The organism is uncultured Roseobacter sp., assembly GCF_947488185.1.
In the GTDB taxonomy this organism is placed as follows: Bacteria; Pseudomonadota; Alphaproteobacteria; order Rhodobacterales; family Rhodobacteraceae; genus Roseobacter.
On the sequence record NZ_CANKYM010000001.1, the window covers coordinates 302,533 to 328,984 of the forward strand.

Genomic DNA, 26,452 nt, shown 5'->3' on the forward strand with positions numbered 1-26,452 from the left:
TTGGCGGTTGCAAAACCAAGTACAGACACACCACGAGTGACTTTCGGACTCATCACTTAGGCAGACGTCCGGATGCCTCCCGACATACTGTACTTTGGGCTCACTACGGTCACCGGTCTATTCCTGTTCAATCGAACTGACCCAGCTCCGCAGGAAGGTGTCGCGCCTGAGCCGGTCGAGGAAAACAAGCAGTCCAGGCCCCAGACGGATTGGCCGGATCACATTTTCATCCTCCCCGGCCCCGCTGACCACTGGGGGAAGGCCCGTTGCCGTCGCCAGATCCGGGCGTAGCCGCATTGCAGCAAGAAAATCGATCATCAGCCCGGCCGCCTGCGGCGCCTCCGCCGTCTGCGGGATCAGCGCCGTACGCAGCATCACCGAGACGAAATCATCCATCTCGACAATTACAATGCCGGGCGTATCCTGAAGCCGGGCTTGCGCATAAGAGCCAAGAACGTTGTAGGCCAATGCTAACTCGCCCTGAGCCACCGCATTGATCATTTCCCCGGAACAACAGTAGAGCCGCGTATTGAGCCGCCCCATCACTTCCGTCAGCCGCCAGAAGCTTTCGGTATTGCGCGAATCCTGCGTCGCAAACAGATACCCCAGCCCCGAGACGCGCACGTCATAGGTGCCAACGCGCCCGTCGAAGACCTGCGGATGGTCGCGCAGTAGGGCAATCAGCCCCTCGCGGTTCTTCGGGATGTCGAGCGCCTCGAAGGCTTGTGCGTTCAGTACCAGCACTGCCGGTTCCTGAGTGAAAGCAAAGACGCGATCACGCCATTTCGCCCAGGGTGGCAAGGCGGCTGTGGCATCCGAGCTGTAACGCTGTGCCAGCCCATCGTTGGCCAGTTTGGTCTGCAAATCCATCGCCGAGGATATCGCCAGATCATAGGTAGCACTTTCGTCGTAGAGCGCTGTCATCACCTGCGCGGAGCTGGCAACGTCATAGGTGATCGGAATCGGATGGAGAGCCTGAAAAGCCGCGATGATCGGCTCGAACACATCGGCATCTGCGGTCGAAAGGATGCGCAATTCGGTGCCACCCGGCGCCGGATATCTACGGCTTTCCTCTATCTCGAAGGCCTGAACCACGCCCGTGACAAGGCTCAGGAGCAGGGCAAGACAAGCGTGACGCATGCGCCGGGTCCTTTCTCATTGGGCGCGATCTCCAGCGCACCGCCGTGGGCCTCGGCCACGTCGCGTACGATAGTGAGGCCGAGGCCGGAACCCACCACATCTTCCACATTGGAGCCACGCGAGAAACGCTCGGGCATTTGCGCTACATCTTCAGCCACGAATCCCCGACCTTGATCACAAATCTCCAGACGGCAGGAGAGACCCGGGATGAGCCGCACCGCGATCTCGGTGTCGGCAGGCGAGTACTTGATTGCGTTGTCGAGGATGTTGCGCACTGCGTTTTGCAGCAAAATCGCGTCACCTTGTACGCGCAGAGCGCTGTCCGGCAGATCGCGTGTTATCGTGATATCCTTCAGATCTGCAGTGGGCGAGAGCCGGTCCACCGCGTCGCGCAGCAACTCGGCCGGGTCAATCGCTTCGGTCTCCAACTGGTCCGAGCGCAGGGTGACCATCGCGTGATCAAGAAGCTGTCCCGCGGACCGCGAGCTTTCGTCCACGGCTCGGATCATCTGGCGCAGGGCGGTGCGGTTTTCGGGTTTCTCCATCTGCAGATGTACCATCTCTGCCTGCGTACGCACGGTGGCCAGCGGCGTGCGCACGCGGTGCGCGGCCTCGACGATCAGATCCTCAGAGCGCGTCAACGCGGACCGCAGCCGCGCGATGAACCCGTTGAGCCCCCTCACCAGCGGGGCTAATTCGGTGGGCGTTTCCGCCGTCACTGGCCGCAGATCGCGCGGACCCCGCCGCCGCACCGCCTCTGCCAGTCGGTTAAGCGGGGCAAGGGCGTTTTGTGCGGCGAAACTGCTGAGCGCCGTGGCTGCCAGGAAGAACACGACACCAATGGCCGTCGCCGTTGTGGTGATGCGCGAGGAGATCGCCGCCAGCCCCAGCCGGGTCTGCGCCACCACAACCTCAACCCGGTGGATGCGGTCTGCCGCATTCAACGCCCGCCGCACCACAACCGCACGCACTGTGTCGTCACGGTAGAGATAAGTACCAAAGCGCGGATCACGCCCGGCCCCGCGCACCTCCGGTACCGGTAAGTCGTCGTAGCCTGTTAGTGTCTGCCCGTCGAGGATCACGTGATAAAACACCCGATCCTCGCTCACTGTTCCCAACATGGACAGTGCCGAATAGGGGATTTCGACGCGCACCACGCCTGCATCGGTATAAACTGCATCCGCGATGGAGGTGGCGGAGGCGGCAAGGATGTTATCCTGCGTCGCCTCCGTCGCGCGCTCGGCCACCACTCGCAGCGCAAAAAAGAACGCCACCGACAAAAGCGCTGCGACCAGCGCCAGTTGCACGACCAGACGGCGGCGAATGGAACTGGGCGTGCGAGTCATTCCCGTCGTACCATCCGGTACCCCAGACCGCGTACGGTTTCGATGGTCGCCTGGGTCTCGCTGAGCTTGCGCCGCAGACGCCCTACATAGACTTCAATCGCGTTTTCGGAGACATCATCGGCGAAGGAAAACAACCGGTCCATCAGGTGCGACTTGGAGAAAATCTGTCCGGGTGCCGCAAAAAATACCTCCAACAGACGCATCTCGCGATTGCGCAGCTGCTCGGAGCGTTCCCCCGTCGTAATCGTGCCCGCATTCGAATCGAATATGAGCCCCGCGAATTCCTTTTTATTGTCTGCGGCGCCGCCGAGGCGTCGCATGACGGCGCGCGCGCGGGCCTCCAGCTCGGCGAAATCGAAGGGTTTGGTAATGTAGTCATCTGCCCCCAAGTCAAGCAGCCCCACCCGGTCCGACACCTCAGAGCGCGCCGTCAAAACAATGACAGGCGTGGGGTTATCCTGCGCCCGGTGACGGCGCAGAAACTCGCGCCCGTCACCGTCCGGCAGCATAATATCAAGCAAAATCAAATCGTAAGCCACCGTGCGCGTGGCCAGTTCCGCATCCGCCAGATTGCCCGCATGATCCACCACATGGCCGTCCACCGCAAAGCGTCCCGTCAGCGCGCGGGCCAGATCGACGTTGTCTTCAACTAGCAAAAATCTCATCTCGGGGCAGCGTTCTTCCTGCGTGACAGGTTGGTGTCAGGTTCCTACAGTCTTTTGACCACATGAAACGGGTGGAAACCCGTCAAGTCAAATGGGAGGAACCAATGACACAACGCTTTTTCAAGGCGCTCATGACGAGTGCCGTCTTGTCCGCAGGGCTGGCCGGCGGCGCATATGCCGCAGAATGCATCGCGCCCGCGAACCCCGGCGGCGGCTGGGATTTCACCTGCCGCCAGATCGGCAAGATCATGTATGACATCGGTGCGGTCGACCAGCCCGTGCAGGTCACCAACATGCCCGGTGCGGGTGGCGGTCTGGCCTACAACCACGTGGTCAGTGAACGTGCGGATGACAGCGATGTCGTCATCGCCGCGTCTTCGGCCACCACCACACGTCTGGCCCAAAACGCCTATGCGGGCATGACCGCTGATCAGGTGCGCTTCGTGGGTGCCATCGGCGCTGATCCGGGCGTGATCGCCGTGGCTGCGGACAGTGAGTATCAGACCCTTGGTGATCTGGTCGAGGCAATCAAGGCCGATCCGGGCTCTGTCGCCTTTGCTGGTGGTTCCGCCGTGGGCGGGTTCGACCACCTCAAGCCGCTGATGATCCTGAAAGAAGCGGGCTTCACCGACATCACATCGGTGAAATACATCGGCGTGGATGGCGGCGCGGATGCAATCACCCAGACCGTGGGCGGGTTCACCCAGGCGATGACCGGTGACATGTCCGAGATCGTGTCGTTCCTCGCCAATGGCGACATCCGCGTGATCGCGGTGCTGACCGAAGAGCGGGTACCGGGCTTTGACGACATCCCGACCGCCAAGGAGCAGGGCTTTGACGTAGTCGCGGTGAACTGGCGTGGCCTCTACGTGCCCAAGGACATCTCGGACGCCAAGTTCGATGAATGGGCCGGGAAGCTGCAGCAGGTCGCAGACAGCGACGAATGGGCCCAGGCGATGGCCGACAATGGTCTGGCACCCTTCACCAAGGTGGGCGGCGATTTCCAGGCATATGTTGACGGGCTTGTGGCCGAGATCAACGCCATGTCCAAAGAGCTTGGGGTCCTTCAGTAATGGCCTCGGACCGGATTTTTGGTCTGGTCTGTCTGATCACGGCGGTCGCGTATATCGCGGCCGCCACCCAGATCCAGACGAACCTCTTCTCGGGTGAGTTTCTGCCCAAGCTCTTTCCGCTTCTGATCGGTGGTGTGGCAGCCCTCTGTTCGCTGACGATCATGTTCAAGCCTGATCCGGACCCTGATTGGCCGATAGGCCGCACATGGGCGGCGATGGGTGTGGCCGTTCTGGTGCTCTGCATCTATGCAGTGATGATCACGCCACTGGGCTTCATCCTGCCCACGGCCATTGCCGCGGGCATCCTGAGCTACCAGATTTCGCCGAACGTGAAGCCTGCGATTGCAGCGGGCATCGGGTTGTCACTGGGGCTGTTCGTTCTGTTCAAATTCGCTTTGGGCTTGGGTAATATCGTCGCCTACAAGGTGCCGACGGCCGCCAAGCTCTGGGACGCGATCTCAATTCTCATTCCATTCGTGGGGCACTGACATGGATATCCTTGCCAACCTGGCGCTCGGGTTTTCCGTGGCGCTGTCGCCGTTCACCCTGTTTCTGGCGGTCTGCGGCTGTTTTCTGGGCACCATCATCGGCGCGCTTCCCGGTTTGGGCCCCTCCAATGGCGTGGCGATCCTGATCCCGATCACCTTCACGCTGGGTTTGGACGCGACCTCCGCGCTGGTGCTGATGACCTCAGTTTACTACGGCGCCATGTATGGCGGGCGGATCTCCTCGATCCTGTTGAACATCCCCGGGGACGAGCCCGCACTTATGACCACACTCGACGGCTACCCCATGGCCAAACAGGGCCGCGCGGGCGATGCGTTGGTGCTCTCGGGTGTTGCGTCTTTCGTGGGCGCGCTGCTGGCCACGGTGGGGCTGATGTTGCTCGCCCCCACGCTGGCACGCGTGGCCTTCTTCTTCGGCCCTGCCGAGTATTTCGCGCTTTATCTGCTGGCTTTCTGCACCCTTGGTGGCATGGCCTCGAACAACCAGGCCAAGGCGGCGCTGGCCGCCTGTATGGGCCTTGGTATCGCGATGATCGGGGTGGACTCATCTTCCGGTCTGCCGCGCCTGACCGGCGGCAACCTGCACCTCTTTGACGGGATCGATTTCCTTGTCGCCATTGTGGGGCTCTTCGCCATCGCAGAAGTATTCTTCTTCATAGAAAGCCACGGCAAGGGCTCCTCCATCGGTGTGAAGCTCGACAAGGTACGCATCCCTTGGAAAGACATCATGGCGACCAAGTGGACCATGCTGCGCGCCTCTGGTGTGGGCTTCATCGCTGGTATTCTGCCGGGCGCGGGCGCGTCGCTGGGCTCCTTCCTCGCGTACATGACAGAAAAGTCGATCGCGGGTGAAAAAGGCGGCTTTGGCACGGGTGTACCCAAAGGCGTAGCGGCCCCCGAGGCAGGCAATAACTCCGCAGCGGGCGGTGCATTGGTACCCATGCTGACATTGGGCGTGCCAGGGTCGGGAACAACGGCGGTACTGCTTGCGCTGCTGATGACCTTGAATATCACGCCCGGGCCCACGCTCTTTACGGAAAAGGCCGATGTGGTCTGGGGCTTGATCGCGTCTCTGCTGATCGCCAATGTGGTGCTGTTGCTGATGAATGTGCCCATGGTCAAGATCTTCGTGAAGATCCTCTCGGTGCCCGCCTGGGTGCTGTTGCCGGGCGTCACGATGATCTCCTTCGTGGGCATCTACTCGCTGTCGGGCAGTTATTTCGATCTGCTGCTGATGGTCGGCTTCGGTGTGCTGGGTTATATTTTGCGCAAGCTCGACGTGCCCACGGTGCCCGTGATCCTCGGCATCCTTCTCGGTGGCAAGATGGAAGACGCCTTGCGCCGCGCCATGACCCTGTCTGACGGAGACCCCATCTACCTCTTCTCCAGCCCCATCGCGATCGGGCTGTGGGTGGCGGCGATTGCAGGATTTGTGGCCCCCATGTTCCTGCGCGGCGTGCTGAAAAAACCACCGGCGGTGACAGACTGATGGACGGCGCAGCCGTCCTGCCCGGCTTTGCCGGGTGGCTGCTATGACCAGGGTTCTGATCCCTTCTGGCGCGCTCGGTCTCAACTATGACCCTGAGGCACTGGCCCGTGGCCTTGCCGCCAAGCCGGACATCATCGCCATCGACGGTGGGTCAACCGACAGCGGGCCTTCCTACCTGGGACGCGGCGTATCGAAATACGCTCGCGCCTCAACCAAACTGGAGTGGGCCGGGCTGATGGCTGCCCGTGCCAAGGCGGGCGTACCTCTGGTCATCGGGACCGCAGGCACCTGCGGTACCGACAGCGCAGTGGATTGGATGCTCGATATCACTCGCGAGATTGCGTCAGAGAATGGCACAACTCTGAAAGTAGCGGTTCTGCGCTCCTCCCAAGACCCGGACCGCATCGCGCAGAGCTTCGAAACCGGAGAGGTCACGCCGCTGCCGGGCGCCCCGGAGGTCAGCACGGCAGACATCCGCGCCTGCGCCAACATTGTGGCCCTTGCCGGCATCGAGCAGATCGCCGCCGCTATCGAAACCGGTGCGGATATCATCATCGCCGGGCGCACCACCGACACCGCGATCATCGCCGCCTTACCGCTGATGCAGGGGTGTCACGCGGGCGGAGCCTGGCACGGCGCCAAGATCGGCGAATGCGGGGCGCTCTGCGCCACCAACCCACAGTCCGGCGTCATCCTGATCGACTTCGACACCACCGGCTTCACCGTCACGCCCCTTGCGGACGGCGCGCATGCCAGCCCACACACCGTCTCGGCGCACATGCTCTACGAGAATTCCGACCCATTCATCCTGCATGAACCGGGCGGGCATCTGGACGTAACTGCGGCCAGCTACACCGCCCTCAATGACACTTCCGTGCGGGTCGAAGGTTCCAAGTGGGTGCCCTCGGACCGCTACACCGTCAAGCTCGAAGGCGCCCGGCCCGCGGGCGCACGCACTGTTGTCATGGCGCTTCTTCGAGACCCGCGATACGTCGCAAATGCCGCTGCCTGGGCAGATGACATCGTAACGAAATGCACCGCAAAAGTGCTGGACCGAATGAACATCCGCGCCGAAGACTTCAGACTTGAGATACGGCTGATGGGCCAGTCCGCCAGTTTCGGCGCATTAGAGACCCGTACCGGCGATCCTGTCGAGATCGGCGCCATCGGCATCATCACCGCGCCTTCCGAGGCTCAGGCTGCCGAGATCGGCAAGCTGCTGAACCCCTACCTGCTTCATCACCCGCTGACGCAGGAGGAGGAACAGCCCACATTTGCCTTCCTCTTTTCCCCGCCTGAAATGCACCAGGGCATAGTCCACGAATTCGCACTGCATCACGTGTTGCACCTTGAGAATCCGATGGACGCATTCCGACTGGAGGTCGTCGACATTGGCTGAGCTAGGCACTCTCGTCACCAAGGTCCGCAGCAAGAACGCTGGCCCCTTCTGGCTGACCGTCGACATCTTCTGTGGCAACGCGGAGGTCTATTCCCGGGTTGTCCGCGACCTCAAGACAACGCAAATTGCCAGCGTCTTTCATGCCGATAGTCAAACCATAAAGCGCTTCGATATACCCGACCTGAACGTGGTTAAGTTTTCTTTACCCCGCCCCACAGTGCAGGGTGCGATCGGTGACCGCGACATGCACGGTGCGTCCTGGGCAGCTTTGGTAGGTGAGCTTGATATTTAAGGCTTTTTTACCTGTATGAGCATGGATTGGATAACAGTCTGTTCGCAATCACGCGACAATAAAGCCCACTGATCTTCGTAGTTTCGAGCAAAAATTGCCATATTCCGACCGCATTGCGTTTGTAGTTTCTAGTGAACAGCGCAATACGCGAGGCACAAATGCACCTTTCCATCGTCGTTCCATGCATGAACGAGCAGGACGTCATCCCAGCACTGGTTGAACGTCTGGCTGCCGCCATTGAGCCGTGGGAAAAAGATGCCGAGATCATATTGGTTGACGATGGGTCCAGCGACGGAACGTGGGAAGCCATCCAGGATGCCTGTCTGCATTGCGCAAACCTCGTCGGCGTCAGGCTTTCGGCAAACCGCGGCCATCAGATCGCGCTGACCGCTGGGTTGGAAGCAGCGAAGGGCGAGCGGATCATGATGCTGGACGCCGACCTGCAGGATCCCCCGGAATTGCTTTCGGACATGATGCTGATGATGGATCGAGGGTATGACGTGGTCTACGGACGCCGGATCGAACGTCAGGGAGAGACCATCTTCAAACGCGCAACCGCCTATCTTTTCTACCGCGTCCTGAACACCATGTCCGATGTGCCGATCCCGCGCGACACCGGCGACTTCCGTCTGGTGAGCCGCAAGACGCTGGACGCGGTGCTGGCAATGCCTGAACGGTCGCGCTTTATCCGCGGTATGTTCGCCTGGGCCGGGTTCCGGCAGATCGGCATTGAATACACCCGCGCGCCGCGTACCATCGGCGAGACAAAATACCCATTCCGCGCGATGATGCGCTTTGCCATCGACGCGATGACGTCCTTCTCGACCAAACCACTTAAGCTTGCCACGCGCCTCTCATTCGCCAGCCTTGGCATTACCGCGCTGATGGCAATCTATGTCGCCTATTCGCTGATCCTCTACCAGACCGCCCCCGGCTGGGCTTCGGTGGTGCTGGCGATCAGCTTCTTCTCGGGTGTGCAGCTGCTGACGCTTGGTATTATGGGCGAATACATTGGGCGGCTCTACGTGGAAGCCAAGAACCGCCCGCTGTACTTTGTCAGCGAAGAGCTGCGCGATGCCACTCCAGTCACCATGCGAAAGTCTGCGTAATGCACGTCCTTCGTTTTGCCCTGATCGGCGGACTCGTCGCCCTTGTTTACTTCCTGCTGTACCTCGGGTTCCTGCAGCTGGGGATGGCGCGCGGATTTGCCAACGGTCTGGCCTTCCTGCTGGCAATTTGCCTGCAATATGTTGGGCAGGCTGGATTCACATTTGGCAAACGGCTGGATGATCCGCAACAGGTGCTACGCTTCGTGGTGATGGTTGGCCTCGGCTTTGTTGCCTCCGGCCTGATCACCGGTGTGATTGGCCCCGCCCTTGGGATCGCCGATTGGGTGGCAGCTGCGACTGTCACGGTCGTTCTGCCCATCCAAAACTACATTCTCATGACCATCTGGGTCTTTGCAAAACAACAGCACACCAAAGGAAACCTGTCATGACCCATGTCTACAACGACACGTTTTTCGACTACATCAATCAAAGTGCACGCGCCTCTGCACAGAGTTTCACCAAGCTTCTGTACCCGCTGTTGCGCCCCGACAGCGTTATTGATCTTGGCTGTGGCCGGGGCGTTTGGCTCAACGAATGGCAACGCGCGGGCGCGACGGATGTACTGGGTGCAGACGGCGACTACGTCGATCCTGACAATCTCGACATTGCAAAGGACGCCTTTTTGCCAACCGATCTGACTGCGCCGTTGAAGACCGACCGCCGGTTTGATCTGGCCCAGAGCCTCGAAGTGGGTGAACACCTGCCCGGGTCTGCTTCCGAGACGCTGGTGGACAGTCTGACCGCCGCATCGGATCGCGTGCTGTTTTCCGCTGCCGTCGTTGGGCAGGGTGGTGAATTTCACATAAACGAACAGCCATTGTCGTACTGGCAGGCGCTTTTTGCCGCCCGCGGCTACCGCGCCTATGACTGCGTGCGACCCCATCTTCAGGACGATCGCGACGTGGCACCATGGTATCGCTACAACGCCATTCTCTACGTGAACGACGCCGGACGCGCAGGCTTGCCGCAGGAAATCCTGCGCCACGAACTGCCAGAAGGACAGCGCGTTGAAAACGGGGGCGACATGATGTGGCGGTTGCGCTGTGCAGTCGTGTCGCATTTGCCGCGCAACACCGTGACCCGGATCGCAAAGCTGCGCGCGGCAGTACTCGCAGCCCGTGCACGGTTCAGCGGCCGCTCCGAACGCGCCTCAGCCTGATTACGATGGGGGATACGGATATGGCACAGACCGGTGCGCCAGAGCGGTTCAGCATCGGGCCCGTCTTATGGGTCTCGCTGGCGTTTATCTTTGTGATCTCTCTGCCCAATCTGATTGATCCGATGATCCGTCACGATGACTTCCCGGCTTTGCTGGGATACGGTGACGCCTTCTACCACAAGACACTGCATGAGGGGCGCTGGATCAACTACATCTGGCATCTGCGCGAGATCATCACGCCCTCGTGGTTGAACTTCGCCGTCTACCAGATCTGCTGGGCCGTCTTCGCAGCCAGCATCGCGGTATTGGCTGCGCCCGAACAGCGCATCACCCTGCTGAGCGTATTGCTGGCGGCACTGGTGCTGCTGACCCCGCCGGCCACCCTGATTTCGCTATGGTTCAACACGCTGCAATTGGGCATCGCCATCATCGCGATCTATGCCGTGATTGTCTGCAAATGCTCGGAACGGACATCGCGCATGCTGCTGCCGGTCTTCACCGTGCCTGCGCTGATGGCCTATACCACCTACCCGCTCCTGCTTCTGGCCCTGTGCCTGATGCGCACACGCAACCGTTCAGTCCGGGATCTGTTCTGGTTGATGGTGCTGTTCGGCGCCAGTTTCGTCGGAGCGATCCTGATCACCTATGCCCTCAACTGGTACTTCCACGGTATCTTCGGCATCCCCTTGGCCGAGTGGCGACAAGCCGTTCCTGCGGGCAGCTTCTCTGAGATGTGGGGGAACCTGGGCGCAGCGCAAGAGACGTTCATCCTCTTCTTCGGCAAATCAAGCTTTGCATCCAACAGCGTGTTCTTTGCGCATGTCATCACCCTTGTTCTGGCAACCGTCGTGCTCGCACAGCGCGCGCCGCTCGAGGTCCTGTATCTCTATGCCGGGCTGCTCACCGGTGTTGCGCTCATCACCCTACAGGCCGTCAAGCTGGGGATCGTCGTGCCAGCACGTGCACTGATCTTTTTCTGGGTCTTCTACGCAGTGATCGTAGTACGCGGCATCCAGGTGTTGAACGACCGGGGAGCTTCGGCGGCCCGACTGGGTGTCGCTGCGATTGTGGTGGTCCTGTTCAGCTACGGCGCGCAGGCGCACAAGCGCTACACCCTCTATCATGAGTGGCAGGGGCAAACCCGGCAGAGCGCCGAGGACCTCGCCGCCTTGCCCGCCCCCTATTACATCCTCGGGAGGGCCGTGCACAGCGAGGCAGGGATGAGCGCCTCGATCCAGTCGAACTTTGCCCTGTTTTTCCGGATCAGGCAGCTAACCGGTCAGGAGCCGCTGCTCTGCGACAGCGAGGGTGTGGATTGCTCAAACCTCGACAGGGCGGCTGCTCTGGCACAAGCCACGTCCGACTGGCACGTAGGTCAAATCGACGGCAAAACCGTCCTCGTGATCCGTGAGGTCGAAAACCCGGGCAAGGTCGGTCTGAACGGTGCGACCACAGGTGCATGGACGCCGAACGGTTGATCCCTTTACATTTATGCTGCTCTCAGGGAACCAATAGCGTAAACCGCCGTTGAAAACACAGGGAGGCGCGCCGTGCTTGCCTGTCTTGCCGCAAACAGAGTATGCCCCGGATGCAACTGATCTTTGTCTTCCTTTTCTGGTTGCTCGCTGTTGCGGTGGTGTTCACTACCCTTGCACCGCTGACGAACGGCGCGCAGTGGTGGGTGCGGGGCTGGGATTTTCCGCGACTGCATATCGCCTGTGCGGCAGTTGTCGCTGCGGTTATCGGCCTGTTGCTTTTCAATACGTGGACACAGATTGCGGCAATCGTCCTTGTCAGCTGCGCAATCTACCAAGCGGTGCGCATCTTTCCCTACAGTCCGCTTGCCAAAACGGAGATCGCTCTGAAACCCGGCATACCGGAGGAAGATCGCGTTTCGCTGCTGTCCATCAACGTGCTGATGGAGAACACCGAGCACGAGAAGCTTCGCCAGTTGATCGATCGTGAAGACCCGGACGTGCTTTTCCTGATGGAGACGGACGCCGTCTGGGCCAGTGCACTCGAAGAACAGCTCGCCCGTTACGAAACGGTTGTTCTGCATCCCCTGGTGAACCACTACGGTTTGATTTTCGCCACTCGCCTGCCCGCGCGCCGGGCTGAAACCATCTTTCTGAGCGACGATGAAACCCCCACGATACTGGCCGAGCTCGAAACACCGACCGGTGGCTTTTTCTTTGTTGGGCTGCACCCCAGGCCCCCGGTTCCGGGCAACGACACCGAGGCGCGGGATGCGCAGATCAAGCGCGCAGCACTGCTTGCGGATCGCACCTACTTGCCCGTGGTGGCCATGGGAGATTTCAATGATGTCGCCTGGTCCTGGACGGCAGAACGGTTCAAGGAATATGGCAATTTCAGAGATCCGAGGGTTGGTCGCGGGATGCTCTCTAGCTTTGACGCGAACTCATGGCTGATGCGGTTTCCCATCGATCAGCTCTATCTGACAGAAGGCTTGGATCTTGCCGCCTTCGACCGGCTGGAACACATAGGATCGGATCACTTCCCCATGAAAGCAGTCATCGCGGTTACGGCTGACAAATAGCCTGACCCGGTTCCCGCCGGGAACGCAGCTTGGCCCAAAGCATTGGTGCCGCGTTGATCGTGGTGCATGAGAACAGGCCAATGGGCAAAGATGGCTTCGGCAAAAGACTGCACACTGCCTGCGGCATCCATTTCACCGCATTAACGTCCAATACCGGTTGCCATTTGCAAACGAACCAAACTAGGTCTGTCAGGCAGGTAGACCAATACTGGGAAAGACGGCGTCGTGGACTTGTTTCTGAAAGTTGTCGAAATTACCGCGCCGGTTTTCCTTCTCGCCGCAATTGGCTTTGTCTGGGTGAAACTCGGGTTTGAGTACCGGGTTCAATTCGTAACACGGCTATCAATGACGCTGGCAGTCCCAGCACTCATTTTTGTTGCCCTCATGGAAACGGAAATTCCAACGGATGCACTGTCACGCATCAGTCTCGCGGCGATAGCAGGGTACGTGATCGCCACAATAGCCGCTTGGGCAATCGTGCGGCTGGCCAACCTGGAAATACGGACCTATCTGGCGCCGATCGTCATGGGAAACACCGGCAATATTGGACTACCTCTCGCCTTCTTTGCTTACGGAGATGAAGGTTTGGGATATGCTGTCGTCGTTTTTGCAGTGTCCGCAATCTACGCCTTTACCTTCGGCGTCTGGATTGTCTCGAAGGCGAGCTCACCCCTTGCCATGTTCAAGGAACCCATGGTCGCCGCAACCTTACTGGGCGCATTGTTTCTGTGGCAGGGCTGGCAAACGCCGGTTTTTGTCACCAACACCATTTCGCTTGTGGGTCAGATGGCGATCCCGCTGATGCTTGTCACCTTGGGCGTAGCGGTAGCCCGGTTGACGCCCAACAACCTTGGCCGTTCGTTCCTGATTGCCCTTACAAAAACCAGCCTCTGCGTCATCATCGCTTGGACCATCGGTGTCTGGTTCGAACTGCCCGACGTTGCCTTTGGCATCCTGGTTCTCCAGCTTGCGGCCCCTGCCGCCGTCACCAGCTATCTGATCGCCGAGAAATATGGCGCTGACGCGCAAGCGGTTGCAGGTCTTGTTGTCGTATCAACATTGCTGTCGATCCTGACGCTGCCCGTGTTACTGAGCATCGTTTTGTGAGTTGCCTGAGTTGAAATCGAGCTGCATCATCCGGCTTGACCGCCTGAACCACAGACCCCAGTTTGATGTAGATAAGTGAGCGAAAGCGCGACGGTGCGAAATCTGGCGAAACCAATTGTTCTATTTGTTCTGATGGTCCTTTTTGCCGTCTCCTGCTTGGTCTTTTGGGAGACCCTGAAAGATTCTGGATTTATGGAGCGCGCCTTTCACGAGGACAGCGCGGGCGATGCCAATACCGTCGTTTTGACAATTGCTTTCGTGACAGCGGTTGTTTCGCTGATTGCCGCCTTGATTGGCCTGATTACAGCCATCCTGAATTTCGAGCGGAAATAGGTGTGCACCTGCTGCCCACCCGAAATACACCCGTGCGTCATGACTGTATACCCGATTGGATGGCGATCCCTGAAGGACTCGAACCCTCAACCTGCTGATTAGAAGTCAGCTGCTCTATCCAGTTGAGCTAAGGGACCGCTGTTGCCGTACATGCCGCAGCACGCCGCATCGTGCAAGTCTTAGAGCGCGCGCATCATGAAAACACTCAGCGGATCATCAACGTAGTCGCCGAATGGCGGGCATTCTGAAAAACCCGCTTTCTCGTAGAGCTGTCGAGCAGCCAGGTGCTCATCTCCGGATCCGGTCTCAAGGTTGAGCTGTTTCAACCCAAGTGCATGGGCCTCTTGCATCAGAGTCGCCACCATCGCCCGCCCCGCGCCGCGACCCCGTGCTTCTTGCGCGGTATGCATGGATTTCAATTCGCCCCAGTCACCAAAACTGCGGAGAGCACCAATGGCAAGGATCTGACCGTGATCCCTCAAGGCGAAAAGCGAGATATCATCAGCGGCGAGGTCTTCAGACGGCAAGACGTGACAACTCTCGGCAGGAGACTGGGAGCGCATCAACTCAAAGTGTCGGTCCAGTAGTGTGGCGACATCGTCCTCCGACACCTGCGCGCGGGCGATATCAAATCCCATCAGTGCGTCCAGGCGCCCCGCCGTCCGGTTGCGAAATTCTCACCATAACCACCGGGACGAATGTTCGGACGCCGCTTCTTGGGTTCCTGTACATCCGCGTCGATACCATTTTCCTGCGCATATTCGACTGCGGCTGCCTTGGTCTTAAACCGCAGGCGCACCTGGCTTTGCATGTCATCCGAAGAGGTCCACCCCATCAGCGGGTCAACTTCGCGCGCCGAGGCCGGGGCGAATTCCAGCACCCATCCATGGGTCTTGGCGGTCCCGGATTGCATCGCCGTTTTGGCGGGCTGGTAGATGCGTGCGCGCATGGGCTGGCTCCTCATAGGTCTTGCCTTGTATATCGGAGATTTAACCCGCTGGAGCAAGATACCATTTCCAGCCCTGCCGTCAGATTGAGCAACATTTGCAAACAATCATCTCAAAAATCGATGCGATTAAGATTTCGCTAACCTTGATTTCCCAACATCCGACTCACGTGGATGACATGGGATTGATGTGTGCCGATATGAGACATGGGTTTTCCGAAGCTGCGTTGCGGGGGTTGGACGAATTGGAGCGGCGCATTCCCAGCGGCGTCGAGACAAGACCGTTGAACCCCGGCGAATTTGCCGGCCATGGCGGCGGGCCGTCGCCGCACTACATGGGTCACCGCGCGCGGCTGCGTACCCGTTTTCTGACAGGGGGTCATGCCCCGATGCCGGAATACGAGCTTCTGGAACTCTTGTTGTTTAACGCAATCGAACGCATTGACGTGAAACCTCTGGCCAAAAGACTGCTGGAGACCTTCGGTGATCTGAACGGCGTGGTTGCCGCCTCAGAGCACCGTCTTCTGCAGGTCCGCGGCACCACCAAAAAAGTCTATCTGCAACTGCGGCTGGTCGAGGCTTTTGCCCACCGGATGGCGCAGGCAAAGGTGCTGAAACGCTGCGCCCTGTCATGCTGGGAAGAACTGATCACCTATTGCCGCACAACCATGGCGCATCGGGATACTGAGCAATTCCGCATTCTCTTTCTGGACAACAAAAACGTTGTCATCGCGGATGAAGAACAGGCGCGGGGCACGGTCAATCACGTTCCGGTCTACCCCCGCGAGGTGGTGAAGCGCGCGCTGGAACTCAACGCCTCAGCCCTTATCCTCGTGCACAATCATCCCTCGGGCGATCCGTCTCCCAGCCAGGCGGACATCGCCATGACGGAACAGATCGTCATGGCCTGTCAGGCAATCGATCTGCGGGTGCATGACCATGTGATCATCGGCAAGACGGAAGAGACGTCTTTCCGCACGCTGGGGCTGCTCTGAGAGCAGAACCATACTCCGCCGCAAACGCCTGAACGTTGACAGAATGGCGTCGGCCCGGTGAGGATGGGTCACCCGAAACAGGAAAGGCGTGATCCATGCGGCTGCCCTTGCGTATCTTGTCGACCCTTGCAGCAACGCTGCTGCCAGCGACGCTGCCCGCCTCGCAAAGCTGCACCGAGGATGCGATGATCGTCTTCGACGGGTCCGGGTCCATGTCGGAGATGGGGTTCAACCTGCTGGATGAGCCGCGCATCTTCGAGGCGCGCCGGGCAATCCATGACAGCATCCCGCAGATTGCGGCCGTGCGGCGCCTTGGCCTTGTGATCTACGGTCCCGGCCAGACAGCGACCTGCGGCAATATCGATCTGCGTTTCGGCCCGCGTGCTGAGGCCGCACGCCCGATCATCGATGCCGTCGACGGTCTGCAGCCTGCAGGCGAAACCCCTCTGACGGATGCGGTGGCGCAGGCTGCCGAAGTGCTCGACTACCGCGCCCGTCCGGGCGTCATCGTCTTGTTGACCGATGGCAAGGAAACCTGCAACGGCCAGCCCTGTGTACTCGCGGCCACCCTGGCCGCAGATGCCCATGACCTCACGGTGCATGTGATCGGATTTAAGGTGCGCGACGATCATTTCGGCTGGGACAACCCGCAGGATGACGATTACGAACGCAGGATCGCGGTCGCCCGCTGCCTCGCTGACCGCACGGGTGGTACCTACGCCTCCGCCGAGACACTCGATGAACTGACGGAGGCGCTGACCCGGACGCTGGGCTGTCAGCTGATCGGGTTGCTGACCATCGACCGGAACCGCCTGCCCACCTGACAATTTCTGTCATCAGGCGAGGCTGGCCCCTTGAACCCCTGACGTTTCATGACACTTTGGAGGTAATTCCAAGGAGCACCGATGCCCTACGCCCAGACCGATTCGTCCGACGTCCCCGTGATCATGGCCAATCCGGCCCCAGACGTGCGCAGCCGCCCCAAACTTGAGGGCGGTAGAGAGTTCGTCATGGCTACGGAATTTGAACCTGCGGGCGACCAACCCACCGCAATCGAAGAGCTCAGCACCGGGGTCCGCGATGGCGAGCGCGATCAGGTGCTGCTGGGCGCCACCGGCACCGGCAAGACTTTCACCATGGCCAAAGTAATCGAGGAAACCCAGCGCCCGGCGATCATTCTGGCGCCCAACAAGACCCTCGCCGCCCAGCTCTATGGCGAGTTCAAAGGATTCTTTCCAGACAACGCGGTGGAGTATTTTGTCAGCTATTACGACTACTACCAGCCCGAGGCCTATGTGGCGCGCTCGGATACCTACATCGAGAAGGAATCCCAAATCAACGAACAGATCGACCGGATGCGCCACTCCGCCACCCGGGCGCTTCTGGAGCGCGACGATGTGATCATCGTGGCCTCCGTCTCCTGCATCTACGGCATCGGCTCGGTCGAAACCTATGGTGCGATGACGCAGGATTTGAAAGTGGGGTCGAGTTACGACCAAAGGCAGGTCATGGCCAATCTAGTGGCCCAGCAGTACCGTCGCAATGATCAGGCCTTCCAGCGCGGATCGTTCCGGGTGCGGGGCGACAGTCTTGAGATCTTCCCGGCCCACCTGGAAGACCGCGCGTGGAAGTTGTCTTTTTTCGGCGAAGAACTGGAAGCTATCACCGAGTTTGACCCGCTGACCGGTGAAAAAACCGACAATTTCGACCAGATCCGCGTATATGCTAACAGCCACTATGTCACGCCCAAGCCGACGATGCAGCAGGCCATCATCGGCATCAAGAAAGAGCTGAAGATCAGGCTGGATCAGCTTGTTTCTGAAGGTAAATTGCTCGAAGCCCAGCGACTGGAGCAGCGCACGAACTTTGATCTGGAGATGTTGGAGGCCACCGGCGTCTGCAACGGCATCGAGAACTACTCGCGTTATCTCACGGGCCGCGCGCCGGGCGAGCCGCCCCCCACGCTTTTTGAGTTCATCCCCGATCACGCCATCGTTTTCGCGGACGAGAGCCACGTCTCCGTTCCGCAGATCGGTGGCATGTACAAGGGCGACTACCGCCGCAAGTTCACGCTCGCCGAACACGGCTTTCGCCTGCCGTCCTGCATGGACAACCGGCCCCTCAAGTTCGAGGAATGGGACGCGATGCGCCCGCAATCCGTCTTCGTCTCCGCCACGCCCGCGAGTTGGGAGATCGAACAGACGGGTGGCGTTTTCATCGAACAGGTGATCCGCCCCACAGGCCTCTTGGACCCGCAGGTGGAGATCCGCCCCGTTGAGATGCAGGTGGACGATCTGCTCGACGAGGTGCGCAAGGTTGCCGCCGACGGCTACCGCACGCTCTGCACCACGCTGACCAAACGCATGGCCGAGGACCTCACTGAATACATGCACGAACAAGGCATCCGCGTGCGCTACATGCACTCCGATATCGACACCATCGAACGCATCGAGATTCTGCGCGACCTGCGGCTCGGCGCGTTCGACGTGCTGATCGGGATCAACCTGTTGCGCGAAGGTCTGGACATCCCCGAATGCGGGCTGGTGGCGATCCTCGACGCGGATAAGGAGGGCTTCCTGCGCTCCGAGACCTCGCTTATCCAGACCATCGGTCGTGCCGCGCGCAACGCCGATGGGCGGGTGATCATGTATGCTGATCGCATCACAGGTTCGATGGAGCGGGCGCTGGCCGAGACCGACCGCCGCCGCGCCAAGCAGATCGCCTATAACGAGGAACACGGGATCACACCCGCGACGGTGAAGAAGAACGTCGAGGACGTCCTTGCCGGGCTCTACAAGGGCGATACGGACCAGAACCGCGTGACCGCGAAGATCGACAAACAGATGGCCGGTGGCAATATGCAGGCTGTTCTGGACGGGCTGCGCGCCGACATGCGCAAGGCGGCGGAGAACCTCGAATTCGAAGAGGCCGCCCGCCTGCGCGACGAGGTCAAACGCCTCGAAGCGGTGGATCTGGCCATCGCCGACGACCCCATGGCCCGCCAATACGCAGTCGAGAAAGCCGTTGAAGAAAGCGCTAAGGCGTCAGGCCGCAGTACGCTGGGCCGTGGCGGTATGCGCGGCGGCACACGGCGGAAGAAGCGAGGGCGGTGAGCGATGGAAAACCTAAATTTAAACCAATTGCTCAGATACATGGCTACCGGGTCAATACCATTTGTGATTTCGGTTGCCTCATTTAGAGAAATTCAGCAATTCGTGCTTTCAGATAAAACTGCGGGGCTCGCGTGGGCAGCTGTAGTTTTCGGGTTTCTGATAGTTGGTACTCTTTCTTACAGTCTGTACCGCGCAACAGTCTATTGGCTGTTATTTTTCTGTGTCGCTTCAGTCGCAGGGAGAAAAGGAACGCAACAAGAAATGGATATCATCCGATGGAGCAATCTAAACAAAGATAGAAACGTGTCTAAATACCTCACTGAGTGGGGTTCCCAAGTGCATTTCATGTACCTTTTCGTTTTGCTCGGAGTTCTATCGCTTTTTGTCTGCCAACAGGTGGGCTTCTCGCCCTTGTTTGACCTTCGCTGGATGTGGGCACTGTTTCTGGTGACGTCGGTCAGCGCGTTAGTAAGTCACTATAATCTGCACAAGCGCGAACAAGCAGCATTTGAACACGACGCGAAACTACCATAATGACCAAAGACTTGTTCGGAGTCGGCAAGGTCCTACCACGCTTCCACCTTTCCAAGAGCAAGTGATCCTCAGCGCCAGACCGTAGGGGGTGTGAAGCGCCCTCCCTGGGGGGAGGGTCAGGCGCTGCCGTGCACAGCACGGCTGGTCTCCGCAGTGCGCGTTCCTACCAGATTTCAACCGAAGATGCAGGCGACCAGATTTTGTGCTATGCTTGCAATATTTCAAACCAAACCCTTTTCAAATCGCGAGTATTTATGACCCAATTTGCCTTCGGCTACGCCTTCGCCCTTTTCACCGCGCTCATCGTCATCATCGGTGATTTCGCCATCAAAACCGCCGCCGACGCGGGCCACACGATCACCTCGACCTATGTCGCCATCGGCGTGGCGCTCTACGGCGTCTCCGCGCTCTTCTGGTTCTTCGCCATGCAGCACGTCACGCTGGCGCAGGCGGGAGTGGCCTATTCCATGCTCACGCTCATCGCGCTGGCCATTATCGGTGCCGTGTGGTTCGGCGAAAGCCTGCAGGGCCGGGAATACGCAGGGCTCGGCTGCGCGCTGCTGTCGATGGTGCTGATGAGCCGGCTGGCCTGAGCCGCCAGCCGCGCGCCCTAGAAGTCGAAGATGTCCTCCAGGAACCCGCCGCGCTTCTTCTTGCGGTACCCGCCGCGATCATCCCGGTCGTCATAGCCCCGCGATTGCGGCGGCGGTGGGGGCGGCGCTGAGGCGCTGCGGTCGATGATCTTGTCAAGCTCGCCCCGGTCCAGCCAGACCCCGCGGCACTGTGGGCAATAGTCGATCTCGACCCCACTGCGGTCGGTGATCACCAGCGTTGTTCCATCCACGGGGCATTTCATAGGGCGGTCTCCTGAGTTACGTTGCGTTCCCCTGCATATAGGGGCGCGGGCGACAATTTTCATCCGGTGCGCCGCAGAAACCGGCGGGGTTGGTCAACGGGGCGGAACGGCCTAGTTTTGCGCTATGAAGACCGTTCTGCCCGCCCTGATCTGCGCCGCCACCGCCGCACCCGCCTGGGAGTTCACCCCCGGCCTGCCCTGTCGCCTGACCCACGAGACGGCGGAGGTGCAGTTGGAACTGACCTATGATCCGACGCAACCGCTTTACACGATCACGCTGAGGCAAGCGGCGCCGTGGCCCGGCGAGACCGTCTTTTCGCTGCAGTTCACCGGATCGGCCCCGCTCACGATTTCCACGGATCGCCATCAGATCAGCCCCGACGGCACGGCGCTGACCGTCACGGACCGCGGGTTTGGCAATGTCCTGAACGGCTTGCAGTTCAACAGCGTCGCAACCGGGCGGCTGGGCGACAAGGCTGTGTCAATCCCGCTGGCCGGTGCGGCCGAGCCGGTGGAGCGGTTCCGCCGTTGCGAGGTGGCTGCCGGGGCCTGATCCGGCAGATCCGGGGCTGTTGCGGATCGGCACCTGTAAACCGGCTCAAACCGCCGCGTAACCAATTGTTAACTTCCGTTAACCATGATCTTCGACGGGAGAATGGTATGATGCGGTTCATTGCGCTGGCCATAAGTGTTGTTCTGGCAAGCGCGCAGGCCGCGCCCGCAGGGCCGTGGCTGCGCGAAAAGGGCAAGGGGTTTGCCGCGATCTCCGGCAATATCACGCAGGAAAAGGACACCTCCGGCTCGGCTTATTTCGAATATGGTCTGCGCGAGACTATCACGCTGGGCGCAGATCTCTTCTATGGCATCGACCGGACGCTGCAACAGTCCGGCTCTGGCATCGTCTTCCTGCGGTTTCCGATCAGCGAACCGGACGCTACGCATAAATGGGCCTGGCATGTGGGGATCGGCGCGCGGTCGCAGAACACCGTCATCACCCCGGCGGTCGAGGCCGGGCTCTCCTGGGGGCGTGGCATCAAGATCGGCGAGCGCTACGGCTGGGCGGTGATAGACAGCAGCCTGAACATCCCCGGCTCGGACCTCGAAACCCGCATCAAGCTCGATGGCACAATCGGGCTTGGCTTCACCGATCACGTCAAGGGCATGGCGCAGGTCTTCATGACCCATCAGGGCGGCGAGATCTTTGCCAAATTCGCCCCATCGGTGCTGTTGGTGCCGGGCAAGAGCCGCTACACCATTCAGATCGGTCTGGAAATTCCCATCCAGGGGGATGGGGACACGGAATTCAAACTGGGGCTCTGGCGGGATTTCTGACCTGCGTCGCAGTGGCTCCGTTCAGGAAAACAGGTTGCCCGGTGGCTCGATTGGCGTCGTTCCATCCCCAACGACAAGGGTACAGTTCTGAAAATGATTGCCGATGACACAAGCTGTGCCGCCCTGCGTCAGGATCAGACCGGGCGTGTCCCCTGCGATCCCTTGTAGGTGGAGACCGGTGACCAATACCCCGTTGCCAATGATATGCGCAAAGGGGTGTGGCCCGCGCACATGGCAGTTCAACAGCCGTACTCCATCAGCATTCAAGTTGATCGCAACCGGGTCATTGTCCTCGATCCTGTTGCTGATGATGTCACACCGATCAAGCACCAGATTGGCGCAGCCTGCACCGGTGGACGTGAGCGCCCGGTTCCTCACCCCTTGTATCATACAGTTCTGCAACTGCATGCCTGCGCCCTGCGGCGCAAGCATCACACCGCTTGCCACCCCATTGCCCTGCAAATGCACGTTGGACAGGGTGAAATTGTTCAACTCCGCGATCTCGCTGAAATCGAGAAGATATGCGTACCGGGTGAAGGTCAGTGTCCGCTGGGCTGAACCATTCGCAAGAGGTCTACTCAACGTCACAGTCCCAACCGCTGCATCTGTCGCGTGGACGTAAGTCTCGCGGCGCACATCCGGGCCTGAAACAGCTGCGCCAACGGCAACCTTTTCCACATTCGCGACAGCTGTCAGCACGGTGGGATGTTCGGCAGTCCACTGCCCCTTCGTTGTGATGGTATCGGCTTCCCAGCCCGGTCCATCGATGGCCGTCAGTTGCCCGTTGTGTACCGTCTTGCGGTAGCGGTTATCGCTGCTTAATTGCGCCATTTTCAGCATGAGAGGCCCGTGCAGTTCGATTTCGCATCCGCCAAGATCGAAGCTGTGGTGACTCTCGGCCTGCATCAAAGCTTGAAACCCCTTTCGTAAACCCATGGCATCATCACCAAAAGCCGCGCTGTAACTCGGTAAATCGAAGTTACGCCGCAGATGCAGGGTCGCGTTACCCGGCATGAGCACGCGTCCCTGAAAGCAAACCGGGGCGTCAAGCGCCACGTCCTGCCCCAGATAGAACTGACCACGCGGCACCAATATCGTACGGCCGAAAGCCGCCGCATCCGCGGCCGCGAACGCTGTAGCATCATCACTCTCCCCATCGCCCAGGGCACCGAAATCGCGCACATCCACCATAGCGACCAAATCGCGCAGAAAGGCCGACGTCACATCCTCGATTTCAAGACTTTCGATCCGCACCACCGATCCTTTGGATCCCGTCACATCCAGTCCGAAATGCCCGTAAAGCGCGGCACCACCCCAGATCATATCGACGCCGATGCGCAGACCGGCACCCACGATCGCAGACACCTCCACAACCGCGCCAAGCGCGGGCAAGCGTAGTGACGGGCCAGTGGTCTGCGCACCCGGTGCCGGCTGACCTTCCGGCCCGCCCGCAAACCCGGCGATCCGGACTGATGGCAACGGGCCGCTGACCGCCTTGACACGTGCGGAGATGCGCAAATAGCAGCCCGGCAAAAGTGGCGTTTCGCCTGTGTAGCGCAGGCGTTGCGTCCCTGCCGTCTTGGTGATCTCAAGGCAGGTGCCGAAATCGCCATCCCCGGTGACGAGCCGCCCGGACCCTTCGATGCCCTCGGATCCCGGCGTGCCGTCACCGCTTGAGTAAGCGCTCAGCGCCCGCACAAAGGGCGGTGGCATCAGTTGCGCACCATCGGTGATCGCCTTGTTCATCGCGTATCCTTTTTCGCAGGGGCTGACAGATGATCAGGCCTAGCGGCAAAGGATTAAGGTCGGCTCACACCACCGTGACGGTCAGGTCACGCACTGAAATCGGAACTGTCGAGAATCTGAACGCCGTTGATGCGCCAGCCGTCTCCGGTTTCCAGCATCCGGTAGTCAAGGATATGCACGCGCCCGCTCTGGTCAGTGATCATCACGCGTTGCCAAAAGGTGCTACCCTGTTCACGCAGTTCCAGATAGCGCACCTCGCCGGGGCGCCAGACCATCGGATAGCCCTGCGTGACCATGCGCTGGAAATTCTCTGGCGTCTGGAAAAGGCGTTGCAGGTTCGGGCTGGCGAATTCAAAGGCCGCGCCGAAGTCATCGACCTGAAAGGCCTGCAGCTGGCTGTCGATGGTCGCCTGAATATCCGCCTCCTGCGCGGGCAGCGCCGTAGCGAGACCCAACCAAATTAAAAGCCCAAAAACCGCGCTGCGCATGACAATACCCCCTTTTGCTCTCGGCAAAGGGTAACGCGGATGGTCCGCCCGGCAAGGGGTCAGGCGTCGGACACCAATTCGCCCGCCAGCGCCTGATCGATCAGAGCGATGGTTTCCTCGATGCCGTAAAGCGCAATGAACCCGCCAAAGCGCGGCCCCTGGCTGGCCCCGAGCAGTACCTCGTAAAGCGCTGTGAACCAGGCCCGCAGCGGCTCGAACCGCTCACGCCCGCAGGCGTAGACGATGGATTGCAGCGCCTCGTCTTCGACCGGTCCATCGTAGGCCTTGAGCTGATCGCGCAGATCGGACAACGCCTCCCGCTCCAGCTCGTTGGGCAGACGGTAGGTCTTCTTCGGCTTCACGAAATCGTTGTAATACCGCACGGCAAAGCCCGCCGCCGCATCCATGTCCGGATTGTTTTCCGCTGATGTATCAGGGGCATAGCGTTGGATGAAACCCCAGAGCTGGGATTTGTCTTCCGCCGCCGAAACGCTCGCAAGATTGAGCAGCATGGAGAAGGGCACCAACATGTTCGACGTCGGCACATCGCCGGAATGAATGTGCCAGACAGGATTGTTCAATCGTTGAACTATATCCTGCGTCTCGTAAGCGCGCAGCTGCTGGTGGTATTCATCCACCGCCTTCGGGATCACATCGAAATGCATCCGCTTCGCCGTTTTCGGCTTTTGGTACATGAAGTACGACAGGCTCTCCGTACTCGCATAGGTCAGCCATTCGTCGATGCTGACGCCATTGCCGGAGGATTTGGAAATTTTCTGGCCGTTCTCGTCGAGAAAGAGCTCAAACACAAAATGTTCCGGCGGCCGATGACCGAGGATGCGACAGATTTTGTCGTAGATCGGCGTATTGGTGGAATGGTCCTTGCCGTACATTTCGAAATCGACGCCCAGCGCCGCCCAGCGCGCCCCGAAATCCGGTTTCCACTGCAGCTTCACATTGCCGCCGGTGACCGGCAGCGTCATCTCTGTCCCATTCTCATCGTCAAAGGTGATCGTACCATCCTTGGCGTTCACCTCCTTCATCGGCACATACATGACCCGTCCGGTTTCGGGATGGATCGGCAGAAAGATCGAATAGGTCTGCTGCCGCTCTTCGCGCAGCGATTTCAACATGACCGCCATGATCTCATCGTATTTCTCTGCGGCGCGCAGCAGCACGTCGTCGAACTTACCGGTTTTGTAAAATTCGGTGGCCGAAATGAACTCATACTCGAACCCGAAGGTGTCGAGGAACCGCCGCAGCATCGCGTTGTTATGCGCGCCAAAGCTGTCATGTGTTCCAAACGGGTCCGGCACGGAGGTCAGCGGGCGCTGCAGATGCTCGTGCAGGCTCTCGGAATTCGGCACATTGCCCGGCACCTTGCGCATTCCGTCAAGATCGTCGGAAAAGCAGACCAACCGCGTCGGGATGTCCGAGATTTGCTGAAACGCCCGCATCACCATCGTCGTGCGCGCCACCTCGCCAAAGGTACCGATATGCGGCAGCCCACTGGGACCATAACCGGTCTGGAACAACACATATCCTTTCTCGGGCGGCGCTTTCTCATAGCGTTTGAGCACCCGGCGCGCCTCTTCAAAAGGCCATGCTTTGCTGGTCATTGCGGCGTCGCGGATCTGGGACATATCTCACCTGGCAGGCTGATTACCGGCACCCCATGCGCCGGGTTTCGCCCGTCCCTATTGCGTTGCAGCATTGGCGTCAATAATCTGCCCTGAAAGACCTCAGTGAAAGAACCCTGCCTGTGCAAGATGATGCCCCCCACGCGTTCAGCGCCCAAGACAGTCTTGTGGCGTTGATGATCGCCGTTTCCGCCTCGGATGAGGACATCCGCACCGCGGAGCTGGTCAAGATTCAATCCGCTGTGCAGATGTTGCCGATTTTTGCAGGTTACGACGAGGATCGGCTGACCGTCATCAGCCAGACCGTTTTTGACCTCTTTGAACAGGAAGACGGGCTTGACGCCCTCTTTGGTCTGATCCGCGAAGGTCTGCCCGAGCGGCTGTTCGAGACAGGCTACGCGCTGGCCTGCGATGTGGCCGCCGCCGACGGCACGCTGGACGAGGCCGAATTGCGCCTGTTGGAAGAAATCCGCTATGAGCTCAATCTCGACCGGCTGCACGCCGCCGCCATCGAACGGGGCGCCCGCGCCCGGCATCTCACCTGATCCGAATCGCGTTTTTTAATGGCTTTCACGGGGAGTGCGCACTCGCATTCCCGGGTAAAATCGCTTGGAATCTGACGTGCAT

Annotated in this window: 29 protein-coding genes and 1 tRNA gene; 20 read left to right on the forward strand and 10 right to left on the reverse strand. The window is 59.8% G+C overall.

Annotated features, from left to right (window positions below; genetic code table 11):
• Positions 1 to 117: 117 nt before the first annotated feature.
• The 3 genes from Q1A52_RS01730 to Q1A52_RS01740 are packed head-to-tail and all read right to left on the reverse strand — an operon-like array spanning position 118 to position 3,151.
• Positions 118 to 1,140 (reverse strand): substrate-binding domain-containing protein, encoded by a 1,023-nt coding sequence (locus tag Q1A52_RS01730; RefSeq protein ID WP_300010018.1) that lies wholly within the window; start codon positions 1,138 to 1,140, stop codon positions 118 to 120.
• Positions 1,110 to 2,486, reverse strand: coding sequence for a sensor histidine kinase (locus Q1A52_RS01735; RefSeq protein ID WP_300010020.1), 1,377 nt, complete (start codon positions 2,484 to 2,486; stop codon positions 1,110 to 1,112). The genes Q1A52_RS01730 and Q1A52_RS01735 overlap by 31 nt, the downstream gene beginning before the upstream one ends.
• The gene (locus Q1A52_RS01740; RefSeq protein ID WP_299780899.1) at positions 2,483 to 3,151 is read right to left on the reverse strand and encodes a response regulator transcription factor; all 669 of its coding nucleotides are present in this window, start codon (positions 3,149 to 3,151) and stop codon (positions 2,483 to 2,485) included. Before Q1A52_RS01740 ends, Q1A52_RS01735 begins: the two co-directional genes overlap by 4 nt.
• 104 nt (positions 3,152 to 3,255) lie before the next feature.
• Between Q1A52_RS01740 and Q1A52_RS01745 the strand changes: the two genes are divergently transcribed.
• The 12 genes from Q1A52_RS01745 to Q1A52_RS01800 all read left to right on the forward strand — a co-directional run bounded on the left by Q1A52_RS01745 (position 3,256) and on the right by Q1A52_RS01800 (position 14,175).
• Positions 3,256 to 4,224, forward strand: a complete 969-nt coding sequence (locus tag Q1A52_RS01745) for a tripartite tricarboxylate transporter substrate binding protein (RefSeq protein ID WP_300010022.1) — start codon at positions 3,256 to 3,258, stop codon at positions 4,222 to 4,224.
• Positions 4,224 to 4,712 carry a tripartite tricarboxylate transporter TctB family protein gene (locus Q1A52_RS01750; RefSeq protein ID WP_299780895.1) on the forward strand — a complete coding sequence of 163 codons (489 nt, stop codon included), beginning with the start codon at positions 4,224 to 4,226 and terminating at the stop codon, positions 4,710 to 4,712. Before Q1A52_RS01745 ends, Q1A52_RS01750 begins: the two co-directional genes overlap by 1 nt.
• A gap of 1 nt (position 4,713) precedes the next feature.
• The gene (locus Q1A52_RS01755) at positions 4,714 to 6,219 is read left to right on the forward strand and encodes a tripartite tricarboxylate transporter permease (protein WP_299780893.1); all 1,506 of its coding nucleotides are present in this window, start codon (positions 4,714 to 4,716) and stop codon (positions 6,217 to 6,219) included.
• 43 nt (positions 6,220 to 6,262) lie between these two features.
• Positions 6,263 to 7,618: an acyclic terpene utilization AtuA family protein gene (locus Q1A52_RS01760; protein ID WP_300010025.1), complete on the forward strand. Its 1,356-nt coding sequence runs from the start codon at positions 6,263 to 6,265 to the stop codon at positions 7,616 to 7,618.
• The gene (locus Q1A52_RS01765; RefSeq protein WP_300010028.1) at positions 7,611 to 7,910 is read left to right on the forward strand and encodes a DUF4387 family protein; all 300 of its coding nucleotides are present in this window, start codon (positions 7,611 to 7,613) and stop codon (positions 7,908 to 7,910) included. The genes Q1A52_RS01760 and Q1A52_RS01765 overlap by 8 nt, the downstream gene beginning before the upstream one ends.
• Before the next feature lie 158 nt (positions 7,911 to 8,068).
• The gene (locus Q1A52_RS01770) at positions 8,069 to 9,019 is read left to right on the forward strand and encodes a glycosyltransferase family 2 protein (protein ID WP_300010031.1); all 951 of its coding nucleotides are present in this window, start codon (positions 8,069 to 8,071) and stop codon (positions 9,017 to 9,019) included.
• A complete protein-coding gene (locus Q1A52_RS01775; RefSeq protein WP_299829111.1) occupies positions 9,019 to 9,408 on the forward strand; it encodes a GtrA family protein in 390 nt (129 codons plus the stop codon). Before Q1A52_RS01770 ends, Q1A52_RS01775 begins: the two co-directional genes overlap by 1 nt.
• Positions 9,405 to 10,178 carry a methyltransferase domain-containing protein gene (locus Q1A52_RS01780; protein ID WP_300010034.1) on the forward strand — a complete coding sequence of 258 codons (774 nt, stop codon included), beginning with the start codon at positions 9,405 to 9,407 and terminating at the stop codon, positions 10,176 to 10,178. Before Q1A52_RS01775 ends, Q1A52_RS01780 begins: the two co-directional genes overlap by 4 nt.
• Positions 10,179 to 10,198: 20 nt before the next feature.
• Complete coding sequence (locus Q1A52_RS01785) at positions 10,199 to 11,656, forward strand: hypothetical protein (RefSeq protein WP_300010037.1); 1,458 nt, start codon at positions 10,199 to 10,201, stop codon at positions 11,654 to 11,656.
• 101 nt (positions 11,657 to 11,757) lie between these two features.
• A complete protein-coding gene (locus tag Q1A52_RS01790) occupies positions 11,758 to 12,735 on the forward strand; it encodes an endonuclease/exonuclease/phosphatase family protein (protein WP_300010040.1) in 978 nt (325 codons plus the stop codon).
• A 225-nt stretch (positions 12,736 to 12,960) separates the two neighbouring features.
• The gene (locus Q1A52_RS01795) at positions 12,961 to 13,842 is read left to right on the forward strand and encodes an AEC family transporter (protein ID WP_300010043.1); all 882 of its coding nucleotides are present in this window, start codon (positions 12,961 to 12,963) and stop codon (positions 13,840 to 13,842) included.
• Positions 13,843 to 13,974: 132 nt separating this feature from the next.
• Complete coding sequence (locus Q1A52_RS01800) at positions 13,975 to 14,175, forward strand: hypothetical protein (RefSeq protein WP_300010045.1); 201 nt, start codon at positions 13,975 to 13,977, stop codon at positions 14,173 to 14,175.
• Between the two features lie 60 nt (positions 14,176 to 14,235).
• On the opposite strand, the gene Q1A52_RS01805 is transcribed toward Q1A52_RS01800, so the two are convergent.
• The 3 genes from Q1A52_RS01805 to Q1A52_RS01815 form a co-directional block, all read right to left on the reverse strand.
• Positions 14,236 to 14,312: transfer RNA gene (locus Q1A52_RS01805), tRNA-Arg, on the reverse strand.
• A gap of 42 nt (positions 14,313 to 14,354) precedes the next feature.
• The gene (locus Q1A52_RS01810) at positions 14,355 to 14,813 is read right to left on the reverse strand and encodes a GNAT family N-acetyltransferase (protein ID WP_300010047.1); all 459 of its coding nucleotides are present in this window, start codon (positions 14,811 to 14,813) and stop codon (positions 14,355 to 14,357) included.
• Entirely contained in the window at positions 14,813 to 15,124 is a 312-nt protein-coding gene (locus tag Q1A52_RS01815; RefSeq protein WP_300010050.1) for an ETC complex I subunit, read from the reverse strand. Before Q1A52_RS01815 ends, Q1A52_RS01810 begins: the two co-directional genes overlap by 1 nt.
• Positions 15,125 to 15,300: 176 nt before the next feature.
• On the opposite strand from Q1A52_RS01815, the gene radC reads away from it, so the two are divergent.
• The 5 genes from radC to Q1A52_RS01840 all read left to right on the forward strand — a co-directional run bounded on the left by radC (position 15,301) and on the right by Q1A52_RS01840 (position 20,356).
• Positions 15,301 to 16,116, forward strand: coding sequence for a DNA repair protein RadC (gene radC / locus Q1A52_RS01820; protein ID WP_300010053.1), 816 nt, complete (start codon positions 15,301 to 15,303; stop codon positions 16,114 to 16,116).
• A 95-nt stretch (positions 16,117 to 16,211) separates the two neighbouring features.
• Entirely contained in the window at positions 16,212 to 16,940 is a 729-nt protein-coding gene (locus Q1A52_RS01825; RefSeq protein WP_300010056.1) for a VWA domain-containing protein, read from the forward strand.
• Positions 16,941 to 17,021: 81 nt separating this feature from the next.
• Complete coding sequence (gene uvrB / locus Q1A52_RS01830; RefSeq protein WP_300010059.1) at positions 17,022 to 19,229, forward strand: excinuclease ABC subunit UvrB; 2,208 nt, start codon at positions 17,022 to 17,024, stop codon at positions 19,227 to 19,229.
• 63 nt (positions 19,230 to 19,292) lie between these two features.
• Complete coding sequence (locus Q1A52_RS01835) at positions 19,293 to 19,763, forward strand: hypothetical protein (RefSeq protein ID WP_300010062.1); 471 nt, start codon at positions 19,293 to 19,295, stop codon at positions 19,761 to 19,763.
• A 254-nt stretch (positions 19,764 to 20,017) separates the two neighbouring features.
• Positions 20,018 to 20,356, forward strand: coding sequence for a hypothetical protein (locus tag Q1A52_RS01840; protein WP_300010065.1), 339 nt, complete (start codon positions 20,018 to 20,020; stop codon positions 20,354 to 20,356).
• Positions 20,357 to 20,373: 17 nt separating this feature from the next.
• Here Q1A52_RS01840 and Q1A52_RS01845 read toward each other — a convergent pair whose 3' ends face one another.
• Positions 20,374 to 20,619, reverse strand: coding sequence for a zf-TFIIB domain-containing protein (locus tag Q1A52_RS01845; protein ID WP_300010068.1), 246 nt, complete (start codon positions 20,617 to 20,619; stop codon positions 20,374 to 20,376).
• A 124-nt stretch (positions 20,620 to 20,743) separates the two neighbouring features.
• Between Q1A52_RS01845 and Q1A52_RS01850 the strand changes: the two genes are divergently transcribed.
• Positions 20,744 to 21,172 (forward strand): hypothetical protein, encoded by a 429-nt coding sequence (locus tag Q1A52_RS01850; RefSeq protein WP_300010071.1) that lies wholly within the window; start codon positions 20,744 to 20,746, stop codon positions 21,170 to 21,172.
• Between the two features lie 107 nt (positions 21,173 to 21,279).
• Positions 21,280 to 21,951, forward strand: a complete 672-nt coding sequence (locus tag Q1A52_RS01855) for a hypothetical protein (RefSeq protein ID WP_300010074.1) — start codon at positions 21,280 to 21,282, stop codon at positions 21,949 to 21,951.
• A gap of 21 nt (positions 21,952 to 21,972) precedes the next feature.
• Here Q1A52_RS01855 and Q1A52_RS01860 read toward each other — a convergent pair whose 3' ends face one another.
• The 3 genes from Q1A52_RS01860 to Q1A52_RS01870 form a co-directional block, all read right to left on the reverse strand.
• Entirely contained in the window at positions 21,973 to 23,697 is a 1,725-nt protein-coding gene (locus Q1A52_RS01860) for a right-handed parallel beta-helix repeat-containing protein (RefSeq protein WP_300010077.1), read from the reverse strand.
• Between the two features lie 86 nt (positions 23,698 to 23,783).
• The gene (locus Q1A52_RS01865) at positions 23,784 to 24,185 is read right to left on the reverse strand and encodes a DUF4864 domain-containing protein (protein ID WP_300010080.1); all 402 of its coding nucleotides are present in this window, start codon (positions 24,183 to 24,185) and stop codon (positions 23,784 to 23,786) included.
• Positions 24,186 to 24,244: 59 nt separating this feature from the next.
• Positions 24,245 to 25,828: a lysine--tRNA ligase gene (locus Q1A52_RS01870; RefSeq protein WP_300010083.1), complete on the reverse strand. Its 1,584-nt coding sequence runs from the start codon at positions 25,826 to 25,828 to the stop codon at positions 24,245 to 24,247.
• 119 nt (positions 25,829 to 25,947) lie between these two features.
• Here Q1A52_RS01870 and Q1A52_RS01875 point away from each other — a divergent pair, with 119 nt between their 5' ends.
• Positions 25,948 to 26,370 carry a tellurite resistance TerB family protein gene (locus Q1A52_RS01875; protein WP_195821663.1) on the forward strand — a complete coding sequence of 141 codons (423 nt, stop codon included), beginning with the start codon at positions 25,948 to 25,950 and terminating at the stop codon, positions 26,368 to 26,370.
• Positions 26,371 to 26,452: the final 82 nt, after the last annotated feature.